Raw genomic sequence first — 19790 nt, 5'->3', positions numbered from 1 at the left:
AGGAGTGGCGAAGTGCAGCGGCTGACCGCGGAGAACGTGACCCTCGGCTACGACCGGCGGGTCATCGCCGAGAACCTGTCGGTGGAGATCCCCGACCAGTCGTTCACGGTGATCGTCGGCCCCAACGCCTGCGGCAAGTCCACGCTGCTGCGGGCCCTGTCGCGGATGCTGAAGCCGTCCGCCGGGCGGGTGCTGCTGGACGGGCAGGCCATCGGGTCGATGCCGGCGAAGAAGGTCGCCAAGACCCTGGGGCTGCTCCCGCAGTCCTCGATCGCGCCGGACGGCATCACGGTGGCCGACCTGGTCTCGCGCGGGCGGTACCCGCACCAGGGGCTGCTGCGGCAGTGGTCGCCGGAGGACGAGCGGATCGTCGCGGAGTCGATGGCCTCGACCGGGGTCGCCGAACTCGCGGAGCGGGCCGTGGACGAGCTGTCGGGCGGTCAGCGGCAGCGCGTGTGGATCGCGATGGCGCTGGCGCAGCAGACCCCGCTGCTGCTGCTCGACGAGCCGACGACCTACCTGGACATCCAGCACCAGATCGACGTGCTCGACCTGTGCGCGGAGCTGCACGAGACGCAGGGGCGGACGCTGGTCGCGGTGCTGCACGACCTGAACCACGCGGCCCGGTACGCGACGCACCTGATCGCGATGCGCGGCGGGAAGGTCGTGGCCGAGGGAGCGCCGCAGGCGGTGGTCACCGCCGAGCTCGTGGAGCACGTGTTCGGACTGAAGTGCCAGGTCATCCCGGACCCCGAGACGGGGACGCCGCTGGTGATCCCGGCCGCGCGGAAGTCCCGGGCGGTGTCGCCCACGGCGTAACCGGTGAGCGGGTGCGGCGCCGCTGCCGGGGCTCCGCCCCGGACCCCTCGCCTCCCAGTGCCCCTACAGCAGGCTCTTGAGGCGGAGCAGGTCGCGGAAGCCCGCCTCCAGGCGGACGCGGCCGGACGCCCAGGCCTTGGCGAACTTCAGGTCGCCCGCGACCAGCGAGACCAGGTCGTCGCCGGTCATCGCGAGGCGGATCTCGGCCTTCGTCGCGGGCGGGCCCGGGGCGACCGACCCCACCCGGATGCGGCCGTCCTCGAGGCGGCCCGTGAAGGTCTGGTCCAGGTCCGTGATGTGGCAGCTCAGCGAGCGGTCGAGCGCGGCCGCGCCGCGCACGCCGCCGTCCGCGCCGGCGAGGTTGTCGGAGAGTCGGTCGAGTGCGGCTCGGCACTCCTGAATCGTAGCCATCGTGATCACGACCGTACCGCAGAGCCGCTGCGTGGTCGCGGGGCGCTTCGGGGTAGCGTCGGGGCATGACCGACGAAGCTGCCGGGCCCACGGCCGACACCGCCGCCGGGCCCGTGGCGCTGGGCATCGTACGCACGCCCACCGGGCACGACACGGTGGACGGCCACCTGGCGCGGCTGGCGGACGCCGACCACCTTCCGGCGGACGGACACCTCGCGGTGTACGAGGATGTCCACCGGGGGCTGCGCGAGGCGCTGACCGCGCTGGACGCACCGCCCGTCCCCGTACCGCACGAAAACAGGAGCTGAACCGAACGTGGCAGGAGTGGCACGCCGCCGCCTGGACGCCGAACTGGTACGCCGCAGCATGGCCCGCTCGCGCGAGCACGCCGCGCAGCTGATCGCCGCGGGCCGGGTGACCGTGGGCGGTACCACCGCGACCAAGGCCGCCACCCAGGTCGAGACGAGCGCGGCGCTGGTCGTCCTCAAGGACGACAGCGATCCCGACTACGTATCGCGCGGCGGGCACAAGCTCGCGGGGGCGCTCGCCGCGTTCCAGCCGCAGGGGCTGCGGGTCGAGGGCCGCCGGGCCCTGGACGCGGGCGCGTCGACCGGCGGTTTCACCGACGTGCTGCTGCGCGCGGGCGTCGCCCATGTGGTGGCCGTCGACGTCGGCTACGGGCAGCTCGCCTGGTCCCTGCAGAGCGACGACCGGGTCACCGTCAAGGACCGTACGAACGTCCGCGAACTGACGCCGGAGCTGATCGACGGGATCCCGGTCGACCTGGTCGTCGGTGACCTGTCCTTCATCTCGATCGGGCTGGTGCTGCCCGCGCTCGTCCGGTGCTGCGCCCCGGACGCGGACCTGGTGCTGATGGTCAAGCCGCAGTTCGAGGTCGGCAAGGACCGGCTGGGGAGCGGCGGCGTCGTACGCAGCCCCGAGCTGCGCGCGGAGGCCGTGCGCGAGGTCGCGGCGCAGGCCGCGAAGCTGGGGCTGGGCGTGCTCGGGGTGACCGCGAGTCCGCTGCCGGGGCCGTCGGGGAACGTCGAGTACTTTCTGTGGCTGCGGGCGGGGGCTCCGGCACTCGACCCGGCGGATGTTGACCGTGCAGTGGCGGAGGGGCCGCAGTGACAGATTCAGCGGGTTCTGGTGCAGGTTCGGGTTCGGGTTCAGTGTGGGGTTCCGCGACGGGGCGGACCGTCTTCCTGCTCGCGCACACCGGCCGGCCGGCGGCCATCCGGAGCGCCGAGCTGGTCGTGAAGGGCCTGCTGCGCAGCGGGCTGGGCGTACGGGTCTTCGCGCACGAGGCGGCGGACCTGCCGCTGCCTCCCGAGGTGGAGCTGGTCACCGAGTCCACCCCGGGCGTGCTCGACGGATGTGAGCTGCTGGTCGTGCTCGGCGGCGACGGGACCCTGCTGCGCGGCGCGGAGTTCGCGCGTGCCTCGGGAGTGCCGATGCTCGGCGTCAACCTCGGACGGGTGGGGTTCCTCGCCGAGGCGGAGCGCGACGACCTGGACAAGGTCGTCGACCGGGTGGTGACGCGCGAGTACGAGGTCGAGGAGCGGATGACCCTCGACGTGATCGTGCGGACGAACGGCGACGTGGTCCACCAGGACTGGGCGCTGAACGAGGCCGCGGTCCAGAAGGTGTCGCCGGAGCGGATGCTCGAGGTGGTCCTGGAGATCGACGGGCGTCCGGTGACCGGCTTCGGCTGTGACGGGATCGTCTGCGCGACTCCGACGGGCTCCACGGCGTACGCCTTCTCCGCCGGCGGGCCGGTGGTCTGGCCCGAGGTGGAGGCGCTGCTGATGGTGCCGATCAGCGCGCACGCGCTGTTCGCGAAGCCGCTGGTGACCTCGCCGGACTCGGTGCTGGCGGTCGAGGTGCAGAGCGGTACCCCGCACGGGGTGCTGTGGTGCGACGGCCGGCGGATGCTGGAGCTGCCGGCCGGGGCCCGGGTGGAGGTCCGGCGGGGCGAGGTTCCGGTGCGGCTCGCCCGGCTGCACCACGCCTCGTTCACGGACCGGCTCGTCGCGAAGTTCGCGCTGCCGGTGTCCGGGTGGCGCGGCAGGCCCCACTGAGCCCGGTCCCTGTCCGCCCGCCCCTCTTAATAGCACGTCCGTTCGGAGAACTTCGGGCGGGTGAGGTCACATGGCACCGATGAAACCTCGGTATCGTCGTCCCGTGCTTGAGGAGATGCGGATACGGTCGCTCGGGGTCATCGACGACGCGGTGGTCGAGCTGTCGCCCGGTTTCACCGCGGTGACCGGCGAGACCGGCGCGGGCAAGACGATGGTCGTCACCAGCCTCGGGCTGCTGCTCGGCGGTCGCGCCGACCCGGCCCTGGTGCGGATCGGGGCCAAGGCGGCGGTCGTCGAGGGCCGCATCGTCATGCGCCCCGACGCGCCCGCCGCACTGCGGGCCGAGGAGGCGGGAGCCGAGCTCGACGACGGCGCCCTGCTGATCAGCCGGACGGTGTCCGCCGAGGGGCGCTCCCGCGCCCACGTCGGCGGCCGCTCCGTGCCCGTGGGCCTGCTCGGCGAGCTCGCCGACGACCTGGTGGCCGTGCACGGGCAGACCGACCAGCAGGGCCTGCTGCGGCCCGCCCGGCAGCGCCAGGCCCTCGACCGGTACGCCGGGGACGCCGTCGCCGTCCCCCTGGAGAAGTACGGCTCCGCCTACCGCAGGCTGCGCGCGGTCTCCGCCGAGCTCGAGGAGATCACCACCCGGGCCCGGGAACGGGCCCAGGAAGCCGATCTGCTGCGCTTCGGACTGGACGAGATCGCGGCCGTGGAGCCGGTCGCCGGCGAGGACACCGAGCTGGCGGCGGAAGCCGAGCGGCTCGGCCACGCCGAATCGCTGGCCTCGGCCGCACAGCAGGCGCACGGCGCGCTGGCCGGCAACCCGGAGGACCCGGAGGGCATCGACGCCAATACGCTCGTCGCGGGCGCCCACCGGGCCCTGGAGTCCGTACGGTCGCACGACCCGGCGCTCGGCGCGCTCGCCGAGCGGATCGGCGAACTGGGCATCCTGCTGGCCGACGTCGCGGGGGAGCTCGCGGGCTACGCCGACGACCTGGACGCCGACCCGCTGCGGCTGGCCGCCGTGGAGGAGCGGCGGGCGGCCCTGACCCAGCTGACGCGCAAGTACGGCTCCGAGGGCACCGTGGACTCGGTCCTCCAATGGGCGGAGCAGGGCGCCGCACGGCTGCTGGAGCTGGACGGCGACGACGAGCGGATCACCGAGCTGACCGCCGAGCGGGACGGGCTGCGGTCCGAGCTGTCCGCGCTGGCCCAGGCGCTGACGGACGCACGGGTGGAGGCGGCGACCCGGTTCGCCTCGGCCGTGACCGAGGAGCTGGCCTCGCTGGCGATGCCGCACGCCCGGGTGACCATCGACATCCGGCAGACCGAGGAACCCGAAGGGGTGGACGTGAACGGCCGCCCGGTCGCCTACGGGCCCTCCGGCGCCGACGAGGTGGAACTGCTCCTGGCCCCGCACCCCGGCGCCCAGCCGCGGCCGATCGCCAAGGGCGCCTCGGGCGGTGAGCTGTCCCGGGTGATGCTGGCCGTGGAAGTCGTCTTCGCGGGCTCCGACCCGGTGCCGACCTACCTCTTCGACGAGGTCGACGCGGGCGTCGGCGGCAAGGCCGCCGTCGAGGTGGGCCGGCGGCTGGCGAAGCTCGCCCAATCCGCCCAGGTCGTGGTCGTCACCCACCTCCCCCAGGTCGCGGCGTTCGCGGACCGGCAGCTGCTCGTCGAGAAAACCAGCGACGGATCGGTCACGAGGAGCGGCGTCACCGTCCTGGAGGGCGAGGACCGGGTGCGCGAGCTGTCGCGCATGCTGGCGGGCCACGAGGACTCCGTCTCGGCGCGGGCCCACGCCGAGGAACTCCTCGCGGCGGCACGGGCGGACGGCGGCCGGGGTTGACGGCGCACTAGCCCGTGTGGGTGAGGCTCGGGCGCGTACTGCGGTATCTCTCACGGGATCCGCATCCGTATGGTCCCGGAACGCGCGTGCGGACTGGCATCCTTGGCGACGTCTCTGACTCCCTCACCCTGGAGCTTCGGCCCGTGAGCAGCTCCCCGGTCTCCCCGTCCGTCCCGGCACAGCCCTACGGGCGCCCGCCGCTGCGTACCGTCCAAGTCCTCGGCGGCGGCGCGGGCGCGGGCAGCAGCGCGCACGTACGGTCCCTCACGACCGGGCTCGCCGCCCGCGGCGTACGGGTCACGGTGTGCGCGCCGGCCGAGGCGGAGGGCGAGTACGACTTCACCGGTGCCGGGGCGCAGTTCGCGCCCGACGCGGTGAACGCGCTGCGGGCCGCCTGCGCCGGGGCCGACGTCGTGCACGCGCACGGGGTGCGGGCCGGGATGCGGGCCTCGCTGGCCCTGCGGGGGCGGCGGGTGCCGCTGGTCGTCAGCTGGCACGGGGACGGCCCGGCCACCGCCGGCGCGGCCGGTGCCGCGCTCGGGCGGCTGACCCGGATCCTGGAACGGCACGTGGCGCGGGCCGCGGCCGTGGTGCTGGGGGCCTCCTCGGACCTGGTGGACCGGGCCCGGCTGCGGGGCGCGCGGGACGCACGGCTGGCCCCGGTCGCCGTGCCCGCGGCCGCGCCGGGGGCCGACCCCCGGAAGGTGCGGGCGGAACTGGGGGCGGTGGAACGGCCGTTGCTGATCGCGGTCGGCAGCCTGGTGCCGCACCGCGGGTACTCCGTACTGCTCGACGCGGCGCGGGAGTGGCGGACCCTGGACCCCCTGCCCCTGCTGGTCATCGCGGGGGAGGGGCCGCAGCGGGCCGAACTGGCCCGTCGGATCACGGCGGAAGGGCTGCCCGTACGGCTCCTGGGACGCCGGCGCGATGCGGCGCAGCTCCTGGCGGCGGCGGACCTGGCGGTGCTGCCGAGCCGGTGGGAGGAACGGGCCCTGCTGGCGCAGGAGGCCCTGCGCGTGGGCGTGCCGCTGGTCGCCACGGCGGTGGGGGGCGTGCCGGAGCTGGTCGGGGACGGGGCCGTACTCGTCCCGTACGGGGATCCGGCGGCCCTCGCCTCGGCCGTCACCGGCCTGCTGGCGGACCCGGACCGGCGGGCCGAACTGGCCGCCGCCGGGCGGGGGCGGGCCGCGACCTGGCCGTCCGAGGACGACACGGTCGCGCAGGTCCTGTCCGTCTACGACGAGCTGATGGAACGCAGCCGGCGGTAGCCGTACCGGTCCGTTCGCCCGGGCCGGCGTCAGCTTGTCGGCGCGGCGACATCCGGGGGAGGGGACGAGCCCCGCGGGGCCGGCCGCGTCACGACGCGGTATGGCGGCGGGCGCGCAGGGCCAGGCTGAGGGAGAGGACCGTCTCCGGGTCGTCCAGGTCCGTGCCCAGGAGCTCCGAGATGCGGGCCAGGCGGTTGTACAGGGTCTGCCGGTTCAGGTGGAGCTCGCGGGCCGTTTCCGCCTTGCGGCCCGCGTGGGCCAGGTACGTCTCCAGGGTGGGCAGGAGCGGCGGGCGGGAGGCGGTGTCGTGGGTGCGCAGCGGGCCGATCGCGCGGTCGACGAAGGCCGCCAGGTCGGGGTGTTCGCGCAGCCTCCAGAGCAGGAGGTCGATGTCCAGGCGGCGGGCGTCGTACCAGGGCCGGGCCGGCAGGCCGTGGGCCGCCGTCGCGGTCTCCGCCGCGTGCCGCAGCCCCGCCGAGGCCGCCGCCCAGCCGCCCGCGACGCCGACGACCACCGCCGGCGGGGCGGAGGCACGGTCCAGTCCGGCCCGCTCCACGCCCGCCCGCAGCGCGGCCGCCACCCGGTCCGCCACCGCCGTGCGCTCCGACTCCGCGCGCAGCGAGACCAGCAGCGGCACCCGGCCCTCCACCGGCCGCACGCCGAGCAGTACCGGCACCCCGACCGACGACAGCTCCTCCAGGACCGCGCGGGCCAGGACCGCCCAGTTCCCCGACGGGCCCAGGTCCGTCGACAGGCGCATCACGATCGGCAGCAGCGGTCCCGCGCCCGGCCTGAAGCCCAGGACGCGGGCCTGCGCCGGGGCGTCCTCGGCCGAGATGCGGCCCTCGGCGAGGTCGGTCAGGAAATCGCCCCGGCCGCGCGCCGCCAGTTCCTCCTCCTGCCGTGCCTGCATGAGGACGACGGCCAGAACCCCCGCCGTGCGTTCCGCGGCCATCCGGTGGACCGGCTGCAGGGGGGCCGAGACCCCGACCAGGACCACCCGCGCCCGGACCGAGCCCGTGCCGTGGCCCCCGCCCGGAACGTCGATCACCACCGTGTTCGCCGACGGTTCGGCCTCGCGCTGGCCGCGCAGGCCCTCCCACACCTGGAGCGGGTCGGCGTCGCCCGCGTCGGCGCCCGAGCTGCCCGCCGCGTACAGAAGCTGCCCGTCCGGGGTCTCCAGGAAGACCGGGTTGCCCGTGAAGCCGGCCAGGATCCGCAGCACCTGCGGGATGCCGCCGCCGCCCAACAGGGCCTCCGTACACCGCCGGTGGACCTCCTCGGCCCGCTGGAGCAGCGCGTAGTGGTGGTTGACGATCTCGGTGTGGACCTCCTCCGTGACGGTGACGAAGGGGACCTCCCGGTGGAGCTGGACGAGGGGCAGACCCACCGCACGCGCGGTCTCCACGAGCGTCGCCGGAAGCCGGGTGAAGCGCGGGCCCAGCTCGACGACCAGCGCGGCGATCCCCCGGTCCGCGAGGCGGCGTACGAAGGCACGCTGCTCGGCGGGCCGGTTGCCGAGGCCGAGACCCGTCGTCAGCAGCAGTTCGCCGCCCTTGAGCAGTGAGGCGATGTTCGGGACCTCGCCCGCGTGCACCCAGCGCACGGTACGGCCCAGGCGGTCGGCGCAGGCCAGCACCTCCGGCAGTCCGCTGCGCAGCCCCGGCAGCTCCAAAGCCCGCTGAACCGTGATCCCGCCTTGATCGTCCATAGCGCGGGACGGTACCGGCCGTCCGGTTCCGATCACATCACCCGCCGGTTACAAGTGTCGCGGGGCCCGACAACTCGTCGCCTCGGCAAGGAGATTATCGGACCACGTGCCGATTGTGGTGTGCGTCACGCGGGGCGAGAGTGGGCGCCCTCCACACGGAAGAGGACGCAATGAGCAAAGACATCACGGGCGGGTCGTCACAGACCCCCGCAACCCCGCAGGTCCAGCGGCTGAAGGCCAACTCCGTCGGGCTGGTCGGCGTGGTGTTCATGGCGGTGGCCACCGCCGCGCCGATCACCGCCATGACCGGCAACCTCCCCATCGCGGTCGGCTTCGGCAACGGTGTCGGAGCCCCGGCCGGATACCTCTTCGCGACCCTCGTGCTCACCGTTTTCGCGGTCGGATACGTGGCCATGGCCAAGCGGATCACCGCCGCCGGCGCCTTCTACGGGTACATCTCGCACGGCCTCGGCCGGATCGCCGGCATGGCCTCCGGGATGCTCGCCGTCCTCGCCTACATCGTCTTCGAGGCCTCGATCGTCGGCGTGTTCTCCTACTTCGCGAAGACCACCGTCCACGACCAGCTCGGCGTCGACCTGCCGTGGGTGCTCTACGCGGCCGCCATGCTCGCCGTCACCGCCGCCCTCGCCCACTTCGACATCAACCTCACCGCCAAGGCCCTCGGCGTGATGCTGATCGCCGAGATCGCCGTGCTGTTCGCCGTGGCCACCGCCGTGCTGATCGCCGGCGGCGGACCGGACGGCATCCCGCTGGAGCCCGTCAACCCGAAGAACGCCTTCACCGGCACCTCCGCCGGCCTCGGCCTGTTCTTCGCCTTCTGGTCGTGGGTCGGCTTCGAGTCCACCGCCATGTACGGCGAGGAGTCCCGCGACCCCAAGCGGGTCATCCCCAAGGCCACCCTCATCTCCGTGGTCGGCGTCGGCCTCTTCTACATCTACGTGTCCTGGATGACCATCGCGGGCAACGGCCTGGCCACGTCCGTCGAGCTGTCCGCCTCCACCAGCCCCCTCGACCTGTTCTTCGCCCCCACCCAGAGCTTCATCGGCGCCTGGGCCGTCGACGCCTTCCAGTGGCTGCTGCTCACCGGCTCCTTCGCCTGCGGCATGGCCTTCCACCAGTGCGCCGCCCGCTACCTCTACGCCATCGGCCGCGAGGGCTTCCTGTCCCCGCGGCTCGGCCGCACCCACGCCCGGCACGGATCCCCCTACGTGGCCTCGCTGGTGCAGACCGCCATCGCCACCGCGCTCGTCGCCGGGTTCTGGCTCACCGGACAGGACCCCTACCTGCACCTGTACACGCTGCTCGCGATCCTCGGCACCATGGCGATCCTGATCGTCCAGACGCTCTGCTCCTTCGCGGTCATCGGGTACTTCCGCAAGAACCACCCCGAGGACCGGCACTGGTTCAAGACCCTGACCGCCCCGCTGCTCGGCGGGATCGGCATGACGGCCGTCGTCGTCCTGCTGGTCCTCAACATGGAGACCGCGGCGGGGAGCGCGGCCGGGTCCCTCTTCTTCACGCTGATCCCCTGGATCGTCGGCGGCGTCTTCCTCGGCGGTCTCGGCCTCGGCCTCTGGCTCAGGGCGAAGGCCCCCGAGCGCTACGACATCATCGGCCGGATCGTCCTGGAGGACGCCGCCGAACGCTCCGACGCCCCCTCCCCGTCCACCGCCGCCGCGAACGTCTGAGGAGCCACCATGGCCCGCACGCCCCTGATGCACGCCCTGCGCCGGCTCGCCGCCGAGCACGCCGCCGCCCGCCGCCTCGACCTGCCCGCCGCCGACGTCCGCGGCTCCACCCGCCGCGAACTCCTCGGCCGGGCCGCAGCCCTCGGCCTGGGCGCCGCCGTCGCCTCGTCCGGCGTCTCGTACGCCGCCGGACCCGCCGCCGACAAGAGGCCCCTCGGCCCCGCCCGTGTCGCCGTGGTCGGCGCGGGCATCTCCGGCCTGACCGCCGCCCTCACCCTGCAGGACGCGGGCGTCGCCTGCACCCTCTACGAAGCCAACCCGAGCCGCGTCGGCGGACGCATGTGGACCCAGCGCGACCACTGGGCGTACGGCCAGACCTCCGAGATCGGCGGCGAGCTGATCGACACCAGCCACAAGAAGATCCTGGAGCTGTGCCGCCGCTTCCGCCTGCCCGTCGAGGACTTCCTCGGCGGCGGACCCAACGGGGCCGAGGAAGTCCTCTGGTTCAACGGCGAGTACTACTCCCGCACCCAGGCCGACGAGGACTTCAAGGCCGTCTACCAGGCGCTGCACCGAGACCTCCAGGAAGCCGGGGAGGTCGCCTGGAACTCCACGACCCCCGCCGGCACGGCCCTCGACAACATGACCCTGTACGAGTGGATCGAGACGCGGATCCCCGGCGGCCACGGCTCGCAGCTCGGCCGCTTCATCGACGTGGCCTACACCGTCGAGTACGGGGCCGACACCGACCGGCAGTCCGCCCTCGCCCTGGTCCTCCTGATGGGCTACCAGCCCAACCCGGGCAACTTCAACGTCTGGGGCCTGTCCAACGAGCGCTACCACATCACCGGAGGCAACGACCAGCTGCCGAAGGCCATCGCCGCGGCCCTGCCCGCCGGTTCCCTCGTGATGGGCCGCGAGCTGGTCGCCGTACGGGCCAACGCCGACGGCACCCAGACCCTGACCTTCAACGACTCGGGCGCCACCCGGACCGTCGTCGCCGACCACACCGTCCTGTGCCTGCCGCTGCCGATCCTCCAGCGCATCGACACCTCGCAGGCCGGCTTCGACCCGCTCATGCTCAGCCTCCTCAGGGACGCCCGGATGGGCCACTGCACCAAGCTCAACATGCAGTTCACCGCCCGCCCCTGGCGCGGTACGGGACCCTGGCCGGGCGTCACGGCGGGCGACTGCTTCACCGACCTCGACGTCCAGCAGACCTGGGACACCACCAAGATCCAGCCCGGCACCGGCGGGATCCTGCTCCAGTACGGCGGCGGCACCCCGGCCGGGGCGCTCACCCCCGCGACCCCCTTCGCCACCGAGGCCGACCCGTACGTACGCGACCTCGCGGGCCGCGTGCTGACCGGCGTCGACTCCTTCTTCCCGGGCACCAAGGCGGTCTGGAACGGCCGGGCCCAGATCTCCGCCTGGCACCGCAACCCCTACGCCCTGGGGGCCTACTCGTACTGGCCCACCGGCTACCTGCACCGCTACGCACGGTACGAGGGCACCGCCCAGGGCAACATCCACATCGGCGGCGAGCACTGCAGCTACGACTTCCAGGGCTTCATGGAGGGCGGCGCCACCGAGGGCGAACGCGCGGCGCGCGAGGTGATCACCGCCCTGGCGTGAGCCTCACAACGGCCGGATGTTGTGGTTGAAGCGGAACACGTTGTCCGGGTCGTACTGCCGCTTCAACGCACCCAGCCGCCGCATGTTCTCGGCGCCGAGGCCCGCGACCACCCGGTCCGCGCCCTCGTCCCCGGTGAAGTTGAGGTAGACCGCGCCGGTGCTCCACGGCTGGGCATCGGCGCGGACGTCCCTGACCCACTGCCGCACCCGTTCGTCGTCGGCCGGGTCCTCCCACAAGCCGAACGGGTGCACCGCCCAGGCCGCGTCGCGGTAGGGCACCGGGTAGTCGTCCGGGCCGTCGGCGATCGCGCCGCCCTGCGGCCACACCACGTGCTGGGTGCCGGTCGGCACCGGCATCGAGTCGGCGCGCGCGCAGAAGACGTCCACGAAATCGTCGGGCACACCGGTCAGGTACTCCGCCGACCAGTAGTTCCGCAGCCCCGGCGGGTCGTCGATCATGCACTGCAGATCGGCGTACGGGATGCCCGTCACGATCTCCGCCTCGTGCGGGATCGCCAGCAGCGGCTCGGCGAGCTGGCGCATCTCCTCCTCGGGGCCCGCATACGTCAGCAGCACGCCCGCGAGCAGCAGGCCCACCAGGTGCGGCGGGACGAACTCCTCGGGCGGGCCCGTCATGTAGAGGGCGGCGCCGGAGGCCTCGCGCGGTCCGGCGTCGATGACGTCCCGGTACGCACGGACCACCTCGGGCCCGCGCTCCGGCAGGTACAGCACGAACGCGATCGACATGGCCGGCAGTTCGTGCAGCCGCAGCGTCAGCGAGGTGGCGATGCCGAAGTTCCCGCCGCCGCCGTGCAGCCCCCAGAACAGCTCGGGATGGTCCTGCGCGCTCACCTGGAGCAGCTCGCCCTCGGCGGTGACGAGTTCCGCGCCCAGCAGGTTGTCCACCGCCAAGCCGAACTTCCGGTCCAGCCAGCCGGTGCCGCCGCCCAGCACGAAGCCGCCGACGCCGGTCGTCGACGCCCGGCCGCCGGTGGTCGCCAGGCCGTACGGCTCGCAGGCGCGGTCCAGGTGGCTCATCGTGGCCCCGCCCCCGATGCGGGCCGCCCTCGCCGCCGGATGCACCGTCACCTCGTGCATCCGGCGCAGGTCCACGACCAGGCCGCCGTCGTTGAGGGACATCCCGGCGACGCTGTGCCCGCCGCCGCGCACCGCGATCTTCAGATCGAGGTCACGGGCGAACCGTACGGCGGTGACCACATCGGCCGCGCTCGCGCACTGCGCGATGACGGCGGGCCTGCGGTCGACCATCGCGTTGAAGACCGTCCGGGCCTCGTCGTAACCCGGATCGTCCGGCACGAAGACGTCACCGGCCAGATCCTCGCGGAGCGCGGCGAGCGCCGTTCCCGCCTTCGACAGGGGCGCCATGGCCTCCCCCTTCCGAGAAGGGCATAGGACCTTTCCAGAGTAGGCGGAGGCGATCACGGGGGCACTGCGGGAGAAGTCCCGTGCCCCCGCCCCCGGCCGCTACCCCCCGTACGCGCCGCTCGCGGTCAGCCGCAGTGCCGTGTCGATCAGCGGAACGTGGCTGAAGGCCTGCGGGAAGTTCCCGACCTGGCGCTGGAGCCGCGGGTCCCACTCCTCGGCCAGCAGCCCGAGGTCGTTGCGCAGCGACAGCAGCTTCTCGAAGAGCCGGCGCGCCTCGTCCACCCGCCCGATCATCGCCAGGTCGTCGGCCATCCAGAACGAGCACGCGAGGAAGGCCCCCTCGTCGCCCTCCAGGCCGTCCACACCGGCCTCTTCGCCCGCCGTCGGATAGCGCAGGATGAAACCGTCGGACGTGGACAGCTCGCGCTGGATCGCCTCGATCGTGCCGATGACCCGCTTGTCGTCCGGCGGCAGGAAACCCATCTGCGGGATCAGCAGCAGGGAGGCGTCCAGCTCCTTCGACCCGTACGACTGGGTGAAGGTGTTGCGCTCCTTGTCGTACCCCTTCTCGCACACGTCCTGGTGGATCTCGTCGCGCAGCTCGCGCCAGCGCTCCAGCGGGCCGTCCGCGTCCCCGCTCTCGATCAGCTTGATCGTGCGGTCCACGGCCACCCAGGCCATCACCTTCGAGTGCACGAAGTGCCGGCGCGGGCCGCGCACCTCCCAGATGCCCTCGTCGGGCTGGTCCCAGTGGGTCTCCAGGTAGCGGATCAGCTTGAGCTGGAGCAGCGAGGCGTAGTCGCTGCGGGCCAGGCCCGTCATGTGGCCCAGGTGCAGGGCCTCGGTGACCTCGCCGTAGACGTCGAGCTGCAGCTGCCCGGCGGCGCCGTTGCCCACGCGGACCGGGCGGGAGCCCTCGTAGCCCGGCAGCCAGTCCAGCTCGGTCTCGCCGAGCTCCCGCTCGCCCGCGATCCCGTACATGATCTGCAGGTTCTCGGGGTCGCCGGCCACCGCGCGCAGCAGCCACTCGCGCCAGGCGCGGGCCTCCTCGCGGTAGCCGGTGCGCAGCAGCGAGGACAGGGTGATGGCGGCGTCGCGCAGCCAGGTGTAGCGGTAGTCCCAGTTGCGGACCCCGCCGATCTCCTCCGGCAGGGAGGTGGTCGGCGCGGCGACGATCCCGCCCGTCGGCCCGTAGGTGAGCGCCTTGAGGGTGATCAGGGAGCGGACCACCGCCTCCCGGTAGGGCCCGTGGTACGTGCACTGCTCGACCCACTCGCGCCAGAACTCGGCGGTGGAGTCCAGGGCCGCCTCGGCGTCGGGGGCCTCCGGCGCGCCGCGGTGCGAGGGCTGCCAGCTGATGCTGAACGCCATCCGGTCGCCGGGACCGACGGTGAAGTCGGAGTACGTGGTCAGGTCCTCGCCGTACGTCTGCGCGTCGGTGTCCAGCCACACGGAGTCGGGGCCGGCGACGGCGACCGTGCGCCCGTCGATCTTGTGGACCCAGGGCACGACCCGCCCGTAGCTGAAGCGCATGCGCAGCGCGGAGCGCATCTTGACGCGCCCGCTGACCCCCTCGACGATCCGGATCAGCTGGGGCGCGTGGCCCTCGCGGGGCGGCATGAAGTCGATCACGCGGACGGTGCCCCGCGGGGTCTCCCACTCCGACTCCAGCACCAGCGAGTCACCGCGGTAGCGGCGCCGGGTCGCGGGCGGCGGCTCTCCGTCGGCCGGGTGGGCCGGGCCGATCCGCCAGAACCCGTGATCCTCGGTGCCGAGAATGCTCGCGAACACGGCATGGGAGTCGAAACGTGGCAGACACAACCAGTCCACTGCCCCGTCCCGGCAGACCAACGCGGCGGTCTGCATGTCCCCGATCAGTGCGTAATCCTCGATGCGCCCGGACACGTGCATCTCCAGTCGAACGGCCACGTCCGCCCCGAAGGGCGCTTGCATTGCGCGGTTGCGCGGTCTCCTGTGGGTGGGGATCTCCGCGTTGAGCCCATGATTCCGTATGTCGGCTCGGTGCGGCCGTGTGACGGACTGCTCGGCGGCGATGTGTGCAATATCCGAGCAGGATATGTCGGCACCCTAGTGATCCCCTTAAGCCGCGGAAGAATGCGGCTGCGCCAAACGGGTGACCTGCCGGTACGTCGCCGCGCCGCCCCTCCCGCACCCCGGTACGGGACCCCCCGCGCCGCGTGGCCGGAAGCGGACCGGCCCGGGCGCTGATAGGCTGGTACCCCGTGGACCGGTGGTCTGCCTGTGCGAATCAGGAGCCCCGAAACCGCAGCTTCGGCGCCCCCTGAGACCCTTCCGGATCGACGGTGGCCGGCGCCGGACGCACCTCACCTCGCGACCACGGGAGCCCCCTCTTGGCTATGCCGCCCGCTGCTTTTCGAAACAGCACAGCCATGACGACCAAGCACATCTTCGTCACCGGGGGTGTCGCTTCGTCCCTCGGCAAGGGCCTGACGGCCTCCAGCCTGGGTGCGCTGCTGAAGGCGCGCGGCCTGCGGGTCACCATGCAGAAGCTCGACCCGTACCTGAACGTCGACCCCGGCACGATGAACCCGTTCCAGCACGGCGAGGTGTTCGTCACCAACGACGGCGCCGAGACCGACCTGGACATCGGCCACTACGAGCGCTTCCTCGACGTCGACCTCGACGGCTCGGCCAACGTCACCACCGGCCAGGTCTACAACACGGTCATCGCCAAGGAGCGCCGCGGCGAGTACCTCGGTGACACCGTGCAGGTCATCCCGCACATCACCAACGAGATCAAGCACCGCATCCGCCGCATGGCGACCGAGGACGTGGACGTCGTCATCACCGAGGTCGGCGGGACGGTCGGCGACATCGAGTCGCTGCCGTTCCTCGAGACCGTCCGCCAGGTGCGCCACGAGGTCGGCCGCGACAACGTCTTCGTCGTGCACATCTCGCTGCTGCCCTACATCGGCCCCTCCGGCGAGCTGAAGACCAAGCCCACCCAGCACTCGGTCGCCGCCCTGCGCAACATCGGCATCCAGCCCGACGCGATCGTGCTGCGCGCCGACCGCGACGTCCCCACCTCCATCAAGCGCAAGATCTCGCTGATGTGCGACGTGGACGAGGCCGCCGTGGTCGCGGCGATCGACGCCAAGTCGATCTACGACATCCCGAAGGTCCTGCACACCGAGGGCCTGGACGCGTACGTCGTGCGCAAGCTCGACCTGCCCTTCCGCGACGTGGACTGGACGGTCTGGGAGGACCTGCTGGACCGGGTCCACAACCCCGACCACGAGGTCAAGGTCGCGCTCGTCGGCAAGTACATCGACCTGCCCGACGCCTACCTGTCGGTGACCGAGGCGCTGCGCGCCGGCGGGTTCGCCAACAAGGCGCGCGTCCAGATCAAGTGGGTCACCTCCGACGACTGCAAGACCCCGGCGGGCGCGGCGGCGCAGCTGTCCGACGTGGACGCGATCTGCGTGCCCGGCGGCTTCGGCGACCGCGGTGTCAACGGCAAGGTCGGCGCGATCACCTACGCCCGCGAGAACAAGATCCCGCTGCTCGGCCTGTGCCTGGGCCTGCAGTGCGTGGTCATCGAGGCCGCGCGCAACCTCGCGGGCATCGAGGACGCCAACTCCACCGAGTTCGACGCCTCCACCCCGCACCCGGTCATCTCGACCATGGAGGAGCAGCTGGCCTTCGTCGAGGGCGCGGGCGACCTCGGCGGCACCATGCGGCTGGGCATGTACCCGGCGAAGCTCGCCGAGGGCTCCATCGTGCGCGAGGTCTACGGCGACCAGGCGTACGTGGACGAGCGCCACCGCCACCGCTACGAGGTCAACAACGCCTACCGCGGCGAGCTGGAGAAGAAGGCGGGCATCGTCTTCTCCGGCACCTCCCCGGACAACAAGCTCGTCGAGTACGTCGAGTACCCGCGCGAGGTCCACCCCTACCTGGTGGCCACCCAGGCCCACCCGGAGCTCCGGTCCCGCCCGACCCGCCCGCACCCGCTGTTCGCGGGTCTGGTCAAGGCGGCCGTGGAGCGTCAGCAGCAGGCCTGACGCTCGGTAACGTAGACGGCCGGGGTACGGAGTTCCGTACCCCGGCTGTCGTGCGTTGCGGAGGGTCGGGGAATGAACATCAAGGACACGCCGGAAACCTGGGACATGCTGTCGACGCAGCGGCCGTTCCAGGGCGCGAAGACGGCGGTGAACTCCGACGAGGTCCGGATGCCGGACGGGTCCACGGCCCGCCGCGACTACCAGGTGCACCCCGGCTCGGTGTGCGTGCTGGCGCTGGACGAGGCGGGGCGGGTGCTGGTCCTGAGCCAGTACCGGCACCCCGTGCGGCGCCGGCTGTGGGAGCTGCCGGCCGGGCTGCTCGACGTACCGGGGGAGAACCCGCTGCTCGGCGCCGAGCGGGAGCTGTACGAGGAGGCGCACGTCAAGGCCGATGACTGGCGGGTGCTGGTCGACTTCTACGCCTCGCCGGGCGGCTCCGACGAGGCGATCCGGGTCTTCCTCGCGCGGGGCGTCTGCGACGCCGAGGGCGAGCGGTACGCGGAATCCGGCTCGGAGGAGGCGGACATGGAGCTGGCGTGGGTTCCGCTGGCGGAACTGGTCCGGGGCGTGCTGGCGGGCGAGCTGGGCAACCCGGGGCTGGTGACGGGAGTCCTCGCCCTGTCCGCCGCCCTGGCCTCCGAGGACGGCCTCGACTCCCTGCGCCCGGCCACGGCCCCGTGGCCGGCCCGCCCGTACGCGTCCTAGCGGGACCCCGGGCCGTGCGCTCGCGTTGAAAAGAGGACCATCCGCTGATCCGATCAGGGGATATGCCCGCCGCGCTCCACCCGGCCCGTCGCTCTGCGTGAACTACGCTCGCCATCCGAAGGCAGGGAGAGGAGCGGATCCGTGACGGATTTCGTCGGGCGGCGGCGTGAGCTCAAGGAGCTGCGCGAGGACATCGCACGGACCGGGCTCGACACCCTCTCGGGCCGCAAGGCCAAAGCCCCCCGGGCCCGCGTGCTGCTGATCGCCGGACGCCCGGGCTCCGGCCGCACCGCGCTCGCCGAGGCCTTCGTGCGCGAGGTCGCCGGGGAGTACCCCGACGGGGTGCTCCGGACCCGGCTCACCGCTCCCGGCGGGGAGACCCTGGCCACCGAGCGCGCCGTCCGCGGCCTGCTGGAAGCGCTGGGACACACCACCCCGCCCGGTGCGGGCGAGGACGAGCTCAGCTCGACCCTGCGCACCGCGCTCGACGGCCGCCGCGTGGTCATCCTGGTCGACGACGCCGCCGATCCCTACCAGGTCGACGCGCTGCTGCCGGACACCCCGGAGTGCCTCGTCGTGGTCACCGCGGAGGGACCGCTCACCGGGATTCCGGACGTCCGCCCGTGCACCCTCGGCGGACTCGACACGCCCTCGGCCGTGGACATGCTGGTGCAGCGCATCGGCGACACCCGCGTCACCGCCGACCCCCGCGCCGCCGAATCCCTCGCCGAGGAATGCGGCGGCCAGCCCGCCGCACTCGCCCTCGTCGGCGGCTGGCTCGCCGCCCACCCCAAGGCCTCCGTCGCCGACGTCGCCAAGCAGCTGCACGACATGCCCGCCGGGATCGGCGGCCCGCTGGCCCGCGGCTTCCGGCTCGTCTACGAGTCCCTGCCGCAGCCCGCCCAGCGCACCCTGCGGCTGCTGCCGCTGGCCCCCGCCGGGATCGTCGACTCGCACACCGCCTCCGCCCTCGCGGGCTGCTCGGTGGCCGCGGCCCAGTCCACGCTGGACGACTTCGCCGGGCTGGGCCTGCTGCGCCACGCGCCCGACGGCCTCTTCCTGCTGCCCGGCTCGCTGGCGCCCCTGCTGCAGGCCCTGCTCGAGGCCAAGGAGCGGCCCGCCGAGGTCCAGCTCGCCCGCGCCCGGATGCTGGAGCGCACCGTACGGCTGCTCCACTCCTGCCGGGCCATGGCCGCACCGGACGAGGGCGGCGGGCTCGACGGGGGCGGCCTGCGGGAGACGCTGGACGGGGTGCCGCGCGCTCTGCGCTTCCCCGACCGGCGGGCCGCCGCCACCTGGCTGGACACCCGGCTGCCCGCCCTGTCCGCGGCGGCCTCCCTGGCCGTGGCCGACGGGGAGCTGGACACCCTGGCCCGCCGGCTGATCGCCGCCCTCGTACGGGCCCTCGCCGAGCACCGCGGCACCGCCGCGGCCGCCCCCGAGCTGTACGGGCTGCACCGGCTGGTCCTGGACGTGGCCGAGCGGCGCGGCCTGCACCGGGAGCAGGCCGCCGCGCTGCTGAACCTGGCCGATCTGGACGCCGAGACCGGCCGGACCCAGGAGGCGCTGGACCGCTACCGGGCCGCACTGGACGCGGGACGGGCCGCGAACGACCCGTACGCGACGGGCCGCGCGATGGAATCCGTAGGGGGCGCCTACCAGCAGCTGGAGGACTGGCACCGGGCCTCCGACTGGTTCGGGCGGGCGCTCGCCCAGGCCCTCGCGCGGGGCGAGCGCGCGGACGAGGCCCGGCTGTACGGGCGGCTCGGGAACGTCCACACGTACGCGGGCCGGTACGGGGACGCGCTGCGCAGCTGGCGGGCCGCCGCCGCGGGCTACCGGCGGCTGGCCGATGTACCGGGTCAGGCAAAGGCGTTGAGCGAGATGGCCCGGGTCCAGGAGTACGCCGGCCGGCCCGAGGAATCGCTGCACACCTGCCGGGAGGCGGTGGAGCTGGCGCGCCGCGCCGGGGACCAGCGGCTGCAGGCCGCGCTCCAGGTGCGGCTGGCCGACACGCTCGACCGGCTGGGGGATCCGGCGGCGGCCAGGCTGCACCGGTCCGCGGCCGACAGATTGCTGGGCGACGACCCCGCAGCCTGCGAAATCCGTAGTGGATCCGACTGAGATTATTTGTTTGCAAGGCTAGACACGGGTTCATCCTTCATTAAAC

Annotated in this window: 15 protein-coding genes; 11 read left to right on the top strand and 4 right to left on the bottom strand. The window is 73.2% G+C overall.

What is annotated here, in order from left to right:
- Positions 1-12: 12 nt before the first annotated feature.
- The gene (locus ACZ6I1_RS22745) at positions 13-819 is read left to right on the top strand and encodes an ABC transporter ATP-binding protein (RefSeq protein ID WP_469289908.1); all 807 of its coding nucleotides are present in this window, start codon (positions 13-15) and stop codon (positions 817-819) included.
- Positions 820-882: 63 nt separating this feature from the next.
- On the opposite strand, the gene ACZ6I1_RS22740 is transcribed toward ACZ6I1_RS22745, so the two are convergent.
- On the bottom strand, positions 883-1230 hold the full coding sequence (locus ACZ6I1_RS22740; RefSeq protein WP_469289878.1) for an SCP2 sterol-binding domain-containing protein: 348 nt from the start codon (positions 1228-1230) through the stop codon (positions 883-885).
- 65 nt (positions 1231-1295) lie between these two features.
- On the opposite strand from ACZ6I1_RS22740, the gene ACZ6I1_RS22735 reads away from it, so the two are divergent.
- From ACZ6I1_RS22735 to ACZ6I1_RS22715, 5 genes are all read left to right on the top strand, one after another.
- On the top strand, positions 1296-1538 hold the full coding sequence (locus ACZ6I1_RS22735; protein WP_469289876.1) for a hypothetical protein: 243 nt from the start codon (positions 1296-1298) through the stop codon (positions 1536-1538).
- A 7-nt stretch (positions 1539-1545) separates the two neighbouring features.
- Complete coding sequence (locus ACZ6I1_RS22730) at positions 1546-2361, top strand: TlyA family RNA methyltransferase (protein ID WP_469289874.1); 816 nt, start codon at positions 1546-1548, stop codon at positions 2359-2361.
- A 41-nt stretch (positions 2362-2402) separates the two neighbouring features.
- Positions 2403-3311, top strand: coding sequence for an NAD kinase (locus ACZ6I1_RS22725; protein ID WP_469289872.1), 909 nt, complete (start codon positions 2403-2405; stop codon positions 3309-3311).
- Between the two features lie 115 nt (positions 3312-3426).
- The gene (recN, locus tag ACZ6I1_RS22720; protein WP_469289906.1) at positions 3427-5160 is read left to right on the top strand and encodes a DNA repair protein RecN; all 1734 of its coding nucleotides are present in this window, start codon (positions 3427-3429) and stop codon (positions 5158-5160) included.
- A 143-nt stretch (positions 5161-5303) separates the two neighbouring features.
- Entirely contained in the window at positions 5304-6428 is a 1125-nt protein-coding gene (locus ACZ6I1_RS22715; RefSeq protein WP_469289870.1) for a glycosyltransferase family 4 protein, read from the top strand.
- 88 nt (positions 6429-6516) lie between these two features.
- On the opposite strand, the gene ACZ6I1_RS22710 is transcribed toward ACZ6I1_RS22715, so the two are convergent.
- Positions 6517-8139, bottom strand: coding sequence for a PucR family transcriptional regulator (locus ACZ6I1_RS22710; protein ID WP_469289868.1), 1623 nt, complete (start codon positions 8137-8139; stop codon positions 6517-6519).
- A 170-nt stretch (positions 8140-8309) separates the two neighbouring features.
- On the opposite strand from ACZ6I1_RS22710, the gene ACZ6I1_RS22705 reads away from it, so the two are divergent.
- On the top strand, positions 8310-9848 hold the full coding sequence (locus ACZ6I1_RS22705) for an APC family permease (RefSeq protein ID WP_469289867.1): 1539 nt from the start codon (positions 8310-8312) through the stop codon (positions 9846-9848).
- Between the two features lie 9 nt (positions 9849-9857).
- The gene (locus ACZ6I1_RS22700; protein ID WP_469289864.1) at positions 9858-11483 is read left to right on the top strand and encodes a flavin monoamine oxidase family protein; all 1626 of its coding nucleotides are present in this window, start codon (positions 9858-9860) and stop codon (positions 11481-11483) included.
- A gap of 3 nt (positions 11484-11486) precedes the next feature.
- Here ACZ6I1_RS22700 and ACZ6I1_RS22695 read toward each other — a convergent pair whose 3' ends face one another.
- The gene (locus ACZ6I1_RS22695; RefSeq protein WP_469289862.1) at positions 11487-12869 is read right to left on the bottom strand and encodes an FAD-binding oxidoreductase; all 1383 of its coding nucleotides are present in this window, start codon (positions 12867-12869) and stop codon (positions 11487-11489) included.
- A gap of 99 nt (positions 12870-12968) precedes the next feature.
- Positions 12969-14780: a glycoside hydrolase family 15 protein gene (locus ACZ6I1_RS22690; RefSeq protein WP_469289904.1), complete on the bottom strand. Its 1812-nt coding sequence runs from the start codon at positions 14778-14780 to the stop codon at positions 12969-12971.
- A gap of 467 nt (positions 14781-15247) precedes the next feature.
- On the opposite strand from ACZ6I1_RS22690, the gene ACZ6I1_RS22685 reads away from it, so the two are divergent.
- From ACZ6I1_RS22685 to ACZ6I1_RS22675, 3 genes are all read left to right on the top strand, one after another.
- Positions 15248-16915, top strand: a complete 1668-nt coding sequence (locus ACZ6I1_RS22685) for a CTP synthase (RefSeq protein ID WP_469289902.1) — start codon at positions 15248-15250, stop codon at positions 16913-16915.
- A gap of 72 nt (positions 16916-16987) precedes the next feature.
- Positions 16988-17620, top strand: a complete 633-nt coding sequence (locus ACZ6I1_RS22680; RefSeq protein ID WP_469289860.1) for an NUDIX domain-containing protein — start codon at positions 16988-16990, stop codon at positions 17618-17620.
- A gap of 141 nt (positions 17621-17761) precedes the next feature.
- Positions 17762-19744, top strand: a complete 1983-nt coding sequence (locus ACZ6I1_RS22675; protein WP_469289858.1) for a tetratricopeptide repeat protein — start codon at positions 17762-17764, stop codon at positions 19742-19744.
- Positions 19745-19790 lie beyond the last annotated feature (46 nt).

The sequence above is a fragment of the Streptomyces sp. NPDC046303 genome, from assembly GCF_055588085.1.
The sequence above is the reverse complement of the archived record's forward strand: the minus strand, read 5'-3'. Positions and strand labels throughout refer to the sequence as shown.

What these genes read in the sequence shown, in the direction of transcription:
- ACZ6I1_RS22740 (WP_469289878.1), bottom strand. Translation starts at nt 1,230, where the DNA reads ATGGCTACGATTCAGGAGTGCCGAGCCGCACTCGACCGACTCTCCGAC.
- ACZ6I1_RS22685 (WP_469289902.1), top strand. Translation starts at nt 15,248, where the DNA reads ATGCCGCCCGCTGCTTTTCGAAACAGCACAGCCATGACGACCAAGCAC.
- recN (WP_469289906.1), top strand. Translation starts at nt 3,427, where the DNA reads ATGCGGATACGGTCGCTCGGGGTCATCGACGACGCGGTGGTCGAGCTG.
- ACZ6I1_RS22690 (WP_469289904.1), bottom strand. Translation starts at nt 14,780, where the DNA reads ATGCACGTGTCCGGGCGCATCGAGGATTACGCACTGATCGGGGACATG.
- ACZ6I1_RS22680 (WP_469289860.1), top strand. Translation starts at nt 16,988, where the DNA reads ATGAACATCAAGGACACGCCGGAAACCTGGGACATGCTGTCGACGCAG.
- ACZ6I1_RS22700 (WP_469289864.1), top strand. Translation starts at nt 9,858, where the DNA reads ATGGCCCGCACGCCCCTGATGCACGCCCTGCGCCGGCTCGCCGCCGAG.
- ACZ6I1_RS22710 (WP_469289868.1), bottom strand. Translation starts at nt 8,139, where the DNA reads ATGGACGATCAAGGCGGGATCACGGTTCAGCGGGCTTTGGAGCTGCCG.
- ACZ6I1_RS22705 (WP_469289867.1), top strand. Translation starts at nt 8,310, where the DNA reads ATGAGCAAAGACATCACGGGCGGGTCGTCACAGACCCCCGCAACCCCG.
- ACZ6I1_RS22695 (WP_469289862.1), bottom strand. Translation starts at nt 12,869, where the DNA reads ATGGCGCCCCTGTCGAAGGCGGGAACGGCGCTCGCCGCGCTCCGCGAG.
- ACZ6I1_RS22735 (WP_469289876.1), top strand. Translation starts at nt 1,296, where the DNA reads ATGACCGACGAAGCTGCCGGGCCCACGGCCGACACCGCCGCCGGGCCC.